Below are 11,915 nucleotides of genomic sequence, written 5' to 3'. Positions count from 1 at the left end.
CGCCGTCGTCAGCTCAGGATGTCCTTGGTGACGAAGCGGCCGTAGGCGAGCGCGCCAAACACTGCAACGTAGCCGGCCTGGAGCAGGGCATTGTCGGCGAAGGAATCCCACACCATGGGCTGGCGCAACAGGTCGCCGAAGCCAAGCCAGTAGTGGCTGAAGAGCCACGGGTGCAGCCACTCCAGCTGGGGAAGCTGGTCGAGGACCTGCGAAACCACCGAGACCACCACGGTGGCGGCCATCGCTCCAACGGGGACCACCGTCATGGTGGACAGGAACAGTCCGATTGCCGAGAGCCCGGCCAGCGACACGGCCAGGTACGCGGCGATCAGCAGAATCCGCAGGGCAGCCTCAGCGGGCTGGACCACCCCGCCGGAGAGCAGCGTCACCGGGCCTACCGGGAACAGCGCCGCCCCGATGGCTGCACCCGCGAGGCCAACGGTCACTGGAGCCACGACGCAGAAGGCCAGCGCGCCCGCGTACTTGACCAGGAGGAGCCGCACCCGCCCGGCGGGCGCCACCAGGAGGTACCTGAGGGTTCCCAGGTTGGCCTCCCCGGCGATCGTGTCCCCCGCCACCACCCCCACCGCGAGCGGCATGAACAACGGGACGGAGACAAGCATGGCGGTGAAGGCCACGAACAGCCCGTTCTGGGTGATCCGGTCAAGGAATGCAGGACCGCGCCCCGGTGGGACCGTGGAGGAAACCTTCACGGCCACGGCAATGAGGACCGGGATGGCAGCGAGCGCCAGGAGCAGCGCCCAGGTCCGCCGGCGCATGAACAGCACCTTGAGCTCCGAGCCCAACAGGGACAGTCCTGAGCTTCGCGGCGCAGCGGCCGTCCGGGTGGCTTTGGCGGTTTCCGGTATGTCGGCGGGAACGCTACTGGGCAACGTCGAATCCTTCCCCGGTCAGGGCAACGAAGCGGTCTTCAAGGCTTTCACGCTCGACGGCGAAGCCCCGGACGCGGACGCCGGCCTGGACCAGGTGCGCCACGACATCCTCCGGAAGCACCGCCTGCCGCGGGGCGCCAGCACCCAGCGCCGCCACGATCGTCTCCCCGTCCGGCTGTGTGCCCCGGGGTTCCGGCAGCTCCTGGCGGCTGGGAAGGACGGGACGCCCAGGCTGGGCAGCATCAGGGTCCCCGGGACCGGGTGCCAGCCCCAGCCCGGCCAGGACCTGCCGCGCTGCGCCGCCGTCGGGTGTTACCAGCCGGAGGCGCGTGCTCCCGGCCTGCCGCAGCTCCGCCAAGGGTCCCTGTGCCACGAGCTTTCCCGCGCTCATGACGGCAGCATGGGTGCACATCTGGTCCACCTCGGCCAGCAGGTGGCTGGACACGAAAACGGTGGTGCCTTGGTGTGCGAGCGACCGCACCAGATTGCGCACCTCGCGGGTGCCCTGCGGATCCAGCCCGTTGGTGGGCTCGTCCAGCACCAGCAGGTCCCGTGGCGAGAGCAATGCGTTGGCTATGCCCAGCCGCTGTTTCATGCCCAGGGAGTACGCGTGCACGCGTTTTCCTGCGGCGTGTTCCAGGCCCACGCGCTCCAGAGCCTGCTGGACACGGGCCTTGCGGGTGGCAGGCACGGTATGTGGGCTGGCGGAGTCGAGCCGGTGGAGGTTGGCGGCGCCGGACAGAAAGGGGTAGAAGGCCGGGCCTTCCACCAGGGCGCCCACGCGCGGCAATACCTCGTGAAGCTTGTCCGGCATCTCCTGGCCCAGCAGGTTCACTGTCCCTGCGGATGCGGCTGCCAGGCCCAGCAGCATGCGGATGGTGGTGGTCTTGCCGGAGCCGTTGGGCCCCAGGAAACCGAAGACCGTCCCGTGCGGGACGGCCAGGTCCACGCGGTCGACGGCGGCCTGCTGGCCAAAGTGCTTGCTGAGGCCCCGGGTCTCAATCGCCAGGCCGGCAGGCACCGGGCCAGCCCCGGCCCGGCTGCCACTCCCCCGTTCCGCCCGCACTTACTGGGCCGCTGCTGCTGCGGCCTGCAGCCTCTCCGGCGGCACCATTCCCGCGAAGATCCGGCCGTCGTCGGTGATCAGGATATTGAGCAGGGCCGTGGAGAGCAGCCGGCCGCCGGGTACGGCGACGGCGGCCTGGGACAGCAGCGGGTCCTGCAGCACTGTGTCGGCCGCCGAGGCCGATCCACGCGCCGTGCCCACTACTGTCTCCCAGCCGTTGCCGGTGACGGAGACGTTTCCCTTGGGATCGCCGCGCATGGCAGCCGGACCATGGGCATCGGCAGGATCATGCGACTTGGCGGGATCATGGGACTTCTCCGGCACCGGGCGTTCCTTGACGGTGCTGCCCGGCGGCGGGGTGAAGGCGAAGACTGACGGGTCCGGTGCGTCCAGGGAAAGGCTGGTGAAGCCGGAGGCGAACGCAGGCTTGTCCGCACCGCGCGCCGTCACCTGGACAGACAACGGCATCCCGCTGGCACCGTCGACGGCGATGGCCACTTTGCCCACCAACGTTGCGTCCGTGCGGGGCTCGATCAGCAGGTTGTAGGCCGCGCGCCCGGCAACGGAAACGTCCGGGCCCACGGAAACGGCAGTGGTGGGGTCGACCTTGGCCAGGAACTGCCGGGCCAGCTCAGCGGGAGTGTGCATGCCGGGTGCGCCCTGCGTTTCATCCGCAAGCGCAGGGTCTTTCCCCTGGGCAGCGTCCTGGGTGTGCGCGGGCAGGGCCAGGTGTGCTGCCGTGTTGTCCTTCGAGGAGTAGAGCCAGACATCGCTGCCGTGGCGGACCACGTCCCGTTCGGCCAGTTGGTCCATTACCTGCACACGGGCATTATCCTTACCGTCCACGTAAATGCGCGCGGTGTGCTTGCCGGAGAGCAACTCCATCACCGAGGCCACGCTGCTTGCGGACGAAGGTCCGGATGCTGACCCGGACGGCTTCCCGGCAGCCGGCAACTCCGGCAGCCCCAATTCGGCGGACTGCTCCACCGTCCCCGAGAACGTCTTCACCTGGTGGCTGGCTGCCAGTTCCAGGACCTGCGCGGGTGTCTTGGCGGGCAACGGATCGCTGGCGCCGGCCGGCAGGGAACCGACCAGGGCACCGGAGGCGATGGCCACCGGAGCCGCCACGGCGGGCAGCCACCGCAGCCACATCCTGCGCCTTGGGGTGCTGTTTCGTTGCACCTGTATGTTTTGGAACGGTCCGCTGGAATCCAGCCTTTCGGAGCCCATAGATAAAGACTACGCCCGTGCCGGTGGGTCCGTGCCCTTGGACGCCCGGCCGTCCTGCTGAGTACCGGGACGCTCCGGCACCACCGTTCCCGCACCGCCGTCGACCGTTATCTTTTGGCCCGTGCTGATCAGGCCGGTGGCGTCTGCCACTCCAACAACTGCGGGAATGCCGTATTCCCTGGCCACGACGGCGCCGTGGGAGTTGGGTCCGCCCATCTCCATCACCAGTCCTCCTGCCGTCAGGAACAGCGGAGTCCAGCCCGGGTCGGTGGACGGTGCAACCAGGATCTCGCCCGGTTCCAGGCGCGCTCCGACGGGGTCCAGGATGACACGTGCCGCAGCGGTAACCGTTCCCGCAGAGGCCGGACTGCCTGCCAGGGTTCCGTTCGCGGCGGGTCCGACGGCGTGCACCGCCTCGGGTTCGGTGCCGTCCGAGAGCAGCACCCGGGGGATGTGCCGGCGCCTGAGCTCCAGGGCGTAATCCTGGCGCCGCGCCGCCACGAGAGCCCGCAGGTCCGGGGCCGGCGCCCTGTTGCCCCCGGTTGTTCGCGCCAAGGCCTGGCGGACCTCCGCGAAGTCCAGGAAGAACACGTCGTCCCGGCGTTCCACAATGCCTGCCTGCTCCAGTTCCGTGCCCACCAAGAGCAGCTGCCGACGGACTTCCCCGAGGCCAACCACCAGCTGGTACTTCGGCAGCTCCCGCAAGCCGGCGAACAGCCGCGCCCGGCGGAGGGCGGCGCGCACCAGCCGTCCCCGGATCCTGCCGCGGGCGGCGGCCTGGGCAACGAGCCGGTCTACCTGGGCTTCGGCGTCCTCGGCGGCCTTGGTGAACTGGGCGTCCGGCGCCATGGCGGGGTCGTCCAGCCGGAGGTAGTTGGCGAGGATGCCGAGGATGTGTGCCGGCTCCTCCGACCACCGGGGCAGTCCGACATCGATCTCGCCAACTGCCCGGTGGCCGTACCGGTCCAGGAACCTGGCCAGGCCTGCGTCCAGGCGCGCGGGCAGCTGCCCGGCCTGGAAAGCGGCCGCGAGGGCGGCGGAATCGCACGTCATCAGGGCGGTGCGTGATTCGGCGTCGTCCTGGATTGCCTTTGCGAGGTCCCACAGCTCCAGGTCCATCCGGGTGGTGATGTTGTTGGGCAGTCCGCGGATCACCGGCTGCAGCTCGTCCCACGGGTCGCCTCCCAGCAGTTTCCCCGCCATCCCCAGCATGGCGAAGCCCAGGGCGGGAAGCGGAAGGATGGCCGGAACGATGGGGAACAGGCGTGATCCCACCAGCGACTCGGCGTGGTCAAGGCGTTCCAGTGCGGTGGCGCGGGGGCCGGGAGCCAGGGATGCCTCGAACGTCCGGGTGAACCGGTCCAACCGGCGCAGCGCCGTGCCGGGCCTGGCCAGCGCGCGGAGGAAGGTGGCGGGGACTCCTGCACGGATGGCCGCGGGCCCGACGTGCCGCAGCAGTCCGAGGGGCGTCCTGGTGGTCACCGAAAAGGCGGGATCCGCGAACAGCTGCCGCATTACTGTTGCCGTCCGCGCCTCCATGATGTCGAAGACCCGGGGAACGAGCCGGCGGCCCACGGCGCTGCGGATGGGAGTGGTGAAGTCGACGTAGATCCGCTGCCCCGCCTCGGCGTAGGGGGACGGCCCTCCCCGGGGATCAGGAACAGGGAAGCCCGCGGCTGTGGCGACGGAGGAGGCGATGAGGCGGACAACAGCGAGGCCCATGGGCGTCAGCGGCCGCGTCAGTCCCTGCGCGAGGCTGAAGCAAAGGTACGCCCTTGTCCCGCCAAGGCCGGACGCACCTTGCGGAACCCTGCCGGCAGCACCGTTGCTTTTGGGGACCGGGTAGAGCGTGGTGATGGGCCTGGACTGGGTGAGCCACAGCGCGCCTGCTCCGTCGACAGCCCACTCGGTGTCCTGCGGGGCACCGAAATGCCCTTGGGCCTGCAGCCCCAGCCGCATCAGGCCCACTACCTGGCTGTCCGGAAGGCAGGCCGTACCCCGGGCACCCTGCAGCCGGCGCATTTCAGTCCCGCCACCGGCAAGTGGCCGTATCTCCACGCCCTTGTCGCCGGGTTTGCGTTCCAGCACCCTGCCGGTCAGGGCGTCCACCACGAAGTGGTCAGGATTGACGGCGCCTGAGACCACGGCCTCGCCGAGGCCGGGGCTGGCGTCGATCACCACCTGCCGGCGGCTGCCGGTGAGCGGATTCGCCGTGAACATCACGCCCGCGGTCTCGGCGTCCACCATCCTCTGGACCACCACCGCGAGCGCCACGGCCGCCGGGTCGATCCCAAGGCTTGTCCGGTACGCGGCCGCCCGGTCGGTCCACAGCGACGCCCAGCACCGCCGGACGGCGTCCAGCACCGCGGGTACTCCCACGACGTTTAGGTAGGTGTCCTGTTGACCGGCGAAGCTGGCGAAGGGCAGGTCTTCAGCGGTGGCCGAAGACCTGACTGCCACGGGAACATCGGGCCCCAGTGCCCTGTAGGCCTGTTCCACGGCCTGGGCGACGGCTGCCGGAACCGGAGCTGCAAGGATTGCCGCCCGTGCCGTTCCGGCCAGCCCGGCCACGTCGGGCAGATCCCCGTGGGCGGACCCTGCCGTGTCCAGCAGGGTGGCGTATACCCCGGCCAATGCGGGGAGCAAGGCATCGGGGGCGCCTATTGCCTGGCGGTATGCGGCAGTGGTGAGGCAAAAGCCCTCCGGAACGGGCAACCCGGCGGACAGCAGCTCGCCAAGGTTGGCTGCCTTGCCGCCCACCAGCGCCAGCATCCCGGCGCTGAGGTGGCCCAGGCCGAGCACCAGCCCGCCGGGCCCGTCACCAGCTGTGCTGTCCTGCGTCATGTCCGCGGTTCCCTGCCGGCTGCCCGCAACGGTGCGGGCTAGGCGGCGTCGCCCAGGATGGGGCCGAAGCGTCCGCGGTCGGCCAGGCGGGGGTCGTCCCGGTCCGGGACCACCATGACCGGTCCCTTGGCGTGGTGGAGCACACCGTCTGACGTTGAGCCCAGGAGCATTCCGGTGAAGCCGCCACGGCCGCGGGTACCCACCACCACCAGTTCCACGTGCCGGCTTTCCTCAACGAGCACGTCCACCGGCGAGCCGTCCTTCAGCTCGTAGCCTGCCTGCAGGTTGGGGTAATGGCTGCGGAGCCATGCCATGCCCGCATCGAGGGTGACCCGGATGTCGTCGAACAGGGCCTTGCGGTCCATAGGGGCCGGAACCCAGGCCAGGGAGCCGCTGTATTGGGGCACGGCGCAGACCACGCGGAGGGACGCGCCAAGGCGTTCGGCCTGGTCCGCTGCTTCGAGGACGGCCACGCGGGCCTGCTCGGAGCCGTCCACGCCAACCACCACCACGTTCTCCACCGGCCGATGCCCGGATTTGGCCTGCTCGGCCTTGACGCGGCGGTCCTCCGTGGTCTCACCGAGCCGGTCCGAGCAGAACAACGGGACTGTCACCGTGGGGCACTTTGCATGGGCGGGCAGGGCACTGCTGACGGATCCCAGGAGCCGCCCCACGAAGCCGCCGCGGCCGCGGGTGCCAACCACCAGGAGTTCCGCAGTCTCGGATATGTCCAGCAGGACTCCTGCGGCGTCGCCGTTCTCTACGGAGGAACTGACGTCCACGTCGTAGGCGGCGACCTTCTCCAAGGCCTGCCGGGCAATGGCCTCGGCGCCTTCACGGATCACGGAATCATCCACCGTGGCGTAGCCCCCGTCCAGGCCGGACGCGGCGAAGATGGGCACTGAGTAGGCGGTGACGATATGCAGCGGACGACGGCGGCGCTGGGCTTCCCGCGCGGCCCACACCAAGGCGCACTGGCCATGGTCCGAACCGTCAACGCCCACCACGATGCCGTGGGGAGCGGCTGAGCCACCCCCACCGTCCCGGGCCGGGTCCGGATGCAACTCTCGTGAGCCCATGGGGGCCGCCTCCTCGCGATACGCCTGATGTTGCGGCTATTCTGCCAGAAAACGGGCCGTTCCCTGCGCACCCGGCCCGGCAGTGGCACCGGCAGGAAAAGGACCGCTCCCGATCCCCACTATTCTCCGTCCCCTATGGCTTAGCAAGCCTGTTCAGGGGCGGATGGGCGTAGTTATCCACAACGTTTCGGGTGGGTTCCGGAAAGCGCCTTCACACGAAGAAAATGTTTTCTTCGTTGGGCTATCCACGGCCGGATTTGTTCTGTAGTCTTCAGGACATTGTTGGTCCGGGACGCCAACGGCATCTTCCTGTCTGTTCGGTCCCGGCCATGCGCTATGACCGTACTTGGGGGTAACGGGACGCGAGCCGGCGAGGATGCCGGCACCTGCCGAAGCTCCAAAGGAGGGAAACTGTAGTGTCAAGCATGCCTGGGAATGCCGGGACCGAACAGACCACCACTGTCGTCATTGGCACCGGGCTCTCCGGACTGGCCGTGGCCGCTGAGCTGCGCCGCCACCGGGTCGACGCCATCGTGGTGGACGGCCTGGACATCCTGGGCCAGGCCCAGCCCGCGAATACCACGTCATTGCAGCGCTGCGATGCGGCGGACAGCGGCACCCTCCGCGAGCGCAACGAAATCCTGCGCCACCTGCGCAATTACGCCGCAAGCCACAGCGTGGACGTACGGAACACCACCCGCGCAGTCCAGCTGACCATGCTTGAAGCACCGGACCAAGCCGCGCCTCAGTGGCAGGTGCACACCCCCACCGGCCTCCTGGTGGCAGACCACATCGTGCTCACCCGCTGCGCCCACAGCCAGTTGCGGCGCATGCTCAACGACTTCGGCATTGCCGTGGGCCGGAACGTGGCAGCAGCCATGCGGGCCATCGGCATCTACCTGGTGGGAGTGGGCGAACTCATCACCCCATCGCCCAAAGAAGTGCTGCGCCAGGCCAAGACCGTGGGGCAGGCCATCTCCACCAAGGTCAATCCGGACGGCGCCCACCCGTCTACCGGCGTCTTCCCGGCAACGGGAAGCTTTGCTGTGCTGGGCTGCTGACTTCGGCCCGGGTACGCGCCGCGAGGCTGGAGAGATCCGGCCTTGCCGACGGGTGCTACACCCCGGCCCTGTCCCCTGGCTCCCCTTCGTCTTCGGCCTCTCCGTCCCCGGTGAGCCTGCGCCGGGCGATGACGCCGAGCGCCACCAGCAGCCCCACGGCGACCACCGCAAAAATGACAATGCTCCACTGGAACGGCTCACCTGCGCTGGCCGGCTCCGAGGGCTCTTCCGTGACTCCCGGCTGTGCGGTGCCCATGCCCGGGACCGCGCCCGCCGCCGTCGAACTTCCCGCTGTAGGCGTCCCCGCCGAAGCGGCACCGGACGCCGCTGTGAAGGTGAACGTTCCCTCGATGGGATGCGAGTCCGAGCTCACCACGCGCCACGCCACCGTGTACATCCCCGCCGGACCGCCGGGCCGCAGCTTCTGGGTAGCCACGTTGTCAACGATCTGCACCGAGCCGTCAGCCCACTCGGTGCCGCCGGCATCCTTGACGGAGAAGGACGAGCCGATGCCCAGCGGCTTGTTGCTGAAGGTCACGGAAACCTCGTTCGGCGGGGCCGCCAGCGAAGCCCCCTGCGCCGGACTGGTGGACTCAGCAGCATCATGCGCGGAGGCCGGGCCCGCCAGGCCCAGCGCAGCGAATGCAATGACAAATACACCGAGCACAAGGCTCAGCAACTGGCGGCGGACCTGGCGCATGATGGGGCTGCTCCTCGTGTTGGCTTCCTTACAGACTAGGCGAATTTGCCGGCCCACTCCCTGCCGCTCCCTTAGGATGCAGGTATCCCCACACACTTCCCCGGAGGACTAATGCTTAAGCAAGGCTCTGCCCTGGACCGGTATTTCAGGGTCACCGAGCGCGGTTCCAACCTTTCCCGCGAGATCCGCGGCGGGTTCGCCACGTTCTTCGCCATGAGCTACATCGTGGTACTGAATCCATTGATCCTGTCCGGCCCGGACTCCAGCGGCACCACGCTGGGCTTCACCGCAGTGGCTGCCGTGACCGCACTGGTGGCAGGCATCCTTACCATCCTCATGGGGGCCTGGGGGAGGCACCCCTTCGCCCTGGCCACCGGCCTGGGCGTCAACGCGTTCGTGGCCGTCACCGTGGCCACCAATCCGGGGCTCACCTGGCCGGACATGATGGGCCTGGTGGTCCTCTCCGGCGTCACCATGCTGATCCTGGTCCTCACCGGCTTCCGCACCGCCGTGTTCAAGGCGGTGCCGGACGGCCTGAAGACGGCCATCGTTGTCGGCATCGGCCTGTTCATTGCCCTGATCGGCCTGGTCAACGCCGGGTTCGTCCGGCGCATCCCGGATGTCGCAGGCACCACCGTTCCGGTTGGCCTGGGCTTTGAAGGCAAGCTCCTGGGCTGGCCCACTGCAGTGTTCGTGTTCGGCCTGATCCTGACCATCGCCCTGGTGGTGCGCAAGGTCAAGGGCGCCATCCTGATCGGCATCATCACCTCCACGGTGCTGTCCGTCATCCTTGAGACGACCCTGCACATCGGCCCCAGCTTCGACGGCAAGAACTTCAACCCGCAGGGCTGGTCACTGGTGGCTCCGGCGTTCTCCGGCTGGGCCGCACCGGACCTCTCCCTGATCGGCAAGGCCAACCCGTTCGGCGCGTTCGAGCACCTCGGCTTCGTTGCCGCCTCGCTGCTGGCCTTCGTCATCCTGCTGAGCATCTTCTTCGACGCCATGGGCACCATGGTGGGCCTGGCCAACGAAGCCGGCACGGTGGATGAACACGGCAACATTCCCGACGTCGACCGCGTGCTCCAGGTAGACGCACTCGGCGCCATTATCGGCGGCGGCGCCTCCGTCTCCTCCAACCAGATCTACGTCGAAGCCGGTGCCGGCATCGGCGAAGGCGCCCGCACGGGCGTCGCCTCCATCGTCACCGGCCTGCTGTTCCTGGTGGCCATGTTCTTCACGCCGCTGATCAACCTGGTGCCCTTCGAGGCCGTGGCCCCGGCACTGGTGGTGGTGGGCTTCATGATGGTCTCCCAGGTGGGCAAGATCGACTGGCAGGACTGGGGCATCGCCATCCCCGCGTTCCTCACTTTCACCCTGATGCCCTTCACCTACTCCATCGCCAACGGCCTGGGTGCAGGATTCATCGCCTACGTCCTGATCCGCACGGTCCAGGGCAGGGTCAGGGACATCCACCCGCTGATGTGGGCCGTAGCCGCTGCGTTCGCGCTGTTCTTCGCCATCGGCCCCATCGAGGCGGCTTTGGGGATGAAGTAACACCTGCGCAAGGAAAGGGCTGGTGCGGCGTCTGCCGTACCAGCCCTTTTGTTTACACCGGGGTTTCCATGACCGGGGGCCTAGACCGGGGTGTTTGGGGCGAGCCCCTCGTCGCCCGACACTGCCAGCGCCTTCTTCTGGCGCAGCCGGTCGAGCCGGTTCATCAGGGGCGAGGTGGTGGCGCCGTGGATCACGATGGACAGCGCCACCACCAGCCCGATGAAGGACCAGAGCCACTGCGCCTGGCCCGTGAAGTGGCCTTCGCCCAGCGCAAAGGCCAGGTAGTACAGGGAACCGATTCCGCGGATGCCAAAGAAGGACAGCGCCACCCGTTCCCGCGGGCCGGTCTTGCCGCCCAGCAGGCCCAGCCAGCCCGCCAGCGGCCGCACCACCAGCAGGAAAGCAAGTGCCACCAGCAGTTCCGCCGGCCCGATGCCGGCGAGCAGTCCGCGGGCGATGGCACCGCCGAGCAGGACCAGGATCACCACCGTCAGGAGCCGTTCCAACTGCTCCACATAGGAGTGGAGCACCCGGTGGTAGCCGTGGGTACGTTCTGCAGCCCGGATGGTCACCGCACAGACAAACACCGCAATGAACCCGTAGCCCGCCACCATCTGCGTCAACCCGTACGCCAGGAACGTCGCCGCCAAGGCCACGAACCCTTCAGAGTGGTTGGACAGGCGCAGACTTTCAGCGCGGGTTGAGAAGAACAGCCTGGCGAGTAGCTTGCCGGTCAGGAAGCCCACGAGAAGCCCGATGGCAAGCCGCCACAACACGTCCAGCCCGAACCATTCCGCGAACCAGGCGGACGGGCTGGCCCCGGCGACGCTGATGGCAATGGCGAGGTACACGAACGGGAACGCCAACCCGTCGTTGAGCCCGGCCTCCGAGGTGAGGCCGAAGCGGACCTCGTCCTCCTTGTCCGTGGATTCATCCTGGTCGGCTGGCTCGCCCACCTGCACTTCCGAGGCCAGGACGGGGTCCGTGGGCGCCAGGCTGGCCGCCACCAGCAGCGCCGCGCCCAGCCCAAGGCCAAGGAACCACATGCCGAGCAGGGTCAAGCCCACAATGCAGAGCGGCATGGCGATGCCCAGGAGCCGCCATGTGGTGGACCAGCGCCTGCGTCCCACCGGCCGGTCCAGGGCCAGCCCTGCACCCATCAGCGAGATGATGACGCAAACCTCCGCAAGGTGCATGACGAAGTCGCTGTGTCCCACGGGGTCCGGGTCCGGCAGCGAGGGGATCAGCGCAAACGCACCCATCCCTGCGCCCAGGAAGACCATCGGCATGGACAGGGGTATATCGCGCAGCAGCTTGGGCAGGACCGCCGCGATGAACACGGCCACTCCCGCGGCGGCAAAGAGAATATCGGGGGCTTCAAACATGGGCTCTCCAGCCTGGAATTGTTTCATTGCCGGCGGGCAGGACCCGCAGCAACTGCTGCGGACCAACCGTCCCACCCTATTCCCCGTACCCACCAGGCGGGCC

General features: G+C 68.5%; 9 protein-coding genes. 2 read left to right on the top strand and 7 right to left on the bottom strand.

From position 1 onward, the window contains the following. Positions 1–8: 8 nt before the first annotated feature. The 5 genes from ACR65J_RS13430 to ACR65J_RS13410 form a co-directional block, all read right to left on the bottom strand. Complete coding sequence (locus ACR65J_RS13430; RefSeq protein WP_440169719.1) at positions 9–893, bottom strand: ABC transporter permease; 885 nt, start codon at positions 891–893, stop codon at positions 9–11. After that, a complete protein-coding gene (locus ACR65J_RS13425; RefSeq protein ID WP_440169717.1) occupies positions 883–1,914 on the bottom strand; it encodes an ABC transporter ATP-binding protein in 1,032 nt (343 codons plus the stop codon). Before ACR65J_RS13425 ends, ACR65J_RS13430 begins: the two co-directional genes overlap by 11 nt. A 45-nt stretch (positions 1,915–1,959) precedes the next feature. Further along, positions 1,960–3,111, bottom strand: a complete 1,152-nt coding sequence (locus tag ACR65J_RS13420) for a LolA family protein (RefSeq protein WP_440170130.1) — start codon at positions 3,109–3,111, stop codon at positions 1,960–1,962. An 87-nt stretch (positions 3,112–3,198) separates the two neighbouring features. Continuing rightward, positions 3,199–6,033, bottom strand: a complete 2,835-nt coding sequence (locus ACR65J_RS13415; RefSeq protein WP_440169715.1) for a PEP/pyruvate-binding domain-containing protein — start codon at positions 6,031–6,033, stop codon at positions 3,199–3,201. A gap of 38 nt (positions 6,034–6,071) precedes the next feature. After that, on the bottom strand, positions 6,072–7,112 hold the full coding sequence (locus ACR65J_RS13410; RefSeq protein WP_440169712.1) for a universal stress protein: 1,041 nt from the start codon (positions 7,110–7,112) through the stop codon (positions 6,072–6,074). Positions 7,113–7,537: 425 nt separating this feature from the next. Here ACR65J_RS13410 and ACR65J_RS13405 point away from each other — a divergent pair, with 425 nt between their 5' ends. Continuing rightward, positions 7,538–8,173, top strand: a complete 636-nt coding sequence (locus tag ACR65J_RS13405; protein ID WP_440170128.1) for an NAD(P)-binding protein — start codon at positions 7,538–7,540, stop codon at positions 8,171–8,173. A 55-nt stretch (positions 8,174–8,228) separates the two neighbouring features. On the opposite strand, the gene ACR65J_RS13400 is transcribed toward ACR65J_RS13405, so the two are convergent. Further along, on the bottom strand, positions 8,229–8,873 hold the full coding sequence (locus tag ACR65J_RS13400) for a copper resistance CopC family protein (RefSeq protein ID WP_440169709.1): 645 nt from the start codon (positions 8,871–8,873) through the stop codon (positions 8,229–8,231). 111 nt (positions 8,874–8,984) lie between these two features. On the opposite strand from ACR65J_RS13400, the gene ACR65J_RS13395 reads away from it, so the two are divergent. Then, positions 8,985–10,427 (top strand): NCS2 family permease, encoded by a 1,443-nt coding sequence (locus ACR65J_RS13395; RefSeq protein WP_440169707.1) that lies wholly within the window; start codon positions 8,985–8,987, stop codon positions 10,425–10,427. Positions 10,428–10,507: 80 nt separating this feature from the next. Here ACR65J_RS13395 and ACR65J_RS13390 read toward each other — a convergent pair whose 3' ends face one another. Next, a complete protein-coding gene (locus tag ACR65J_RS13390; protein WP_440169705.1) occupies positions 10,508–11,812 on the bottom strand; it encodes a cation:proton antiporter in 1,305 nt (434 codons plus the stop codon). Positions 11,813–11,915 lie beyond the last annotated feature (103 nt).

The organism is Arthrobacter sp. SAFR-044, assembly GCF_059414985.1.
The sequence above is the reverse complement of the archived record's forward strand: the minus strand, read 5'-3'. Positions and strand labels throughout refer to the sequence as shown.

Coding starts and splice junctions, on each gene's coding strand:
- ACR65J_RS13395 (WP_440169707.1), top strand. CDS start 8,985: ATGCTTAAGCAAGGCTCTGCCCTGGACCGGTATTTCAGGGTCACCGAG.
- ACR65J_RS13400 (WP_440169709.1), bottom strand. CDS start 8,873: ATGCGCCAGGTCCGCCGCCAGTTGCTGAGCCTTGTGCTCGGTGTATTT.
- ACR65J_RS13390 (WP_440169705.1), bottom strand. CDS start 11,812: ATGTTTGAAGCCCCCGATATTCTCTTTGCCGCCGCGGGAGTGGCCGTG.
- ACR65J_RS13410 (WP_440169712.1), bottom strand. CDS start 7,112: ATGGGCTCACGAGAGTTGCATCCGGACCCGGCCCGGGACGGTGGGGGT.
- ACR65J_RS13405 (WP_440170128.1), top strand. CDS start 7,538: ATGCCTGGGAATGCCGGGACCGAACAGACCACCACTGTCGTCATTGGC.
- ACR65J_RS13420 (WP_440170130.1), bottom strand. CDS start 3,111: ATGTGGCTGCGGTGGCTGCCCGCCGTGGCGGCTCCGGTGGCCATCGCC.
- ACR65J_RS13415 (WP_440169715.1), bottom strand. CDS start 6,033: ATGACGCAGGACAGCACAGCTGGTGACGGGCCCGGCGGGCTGGTGCTC.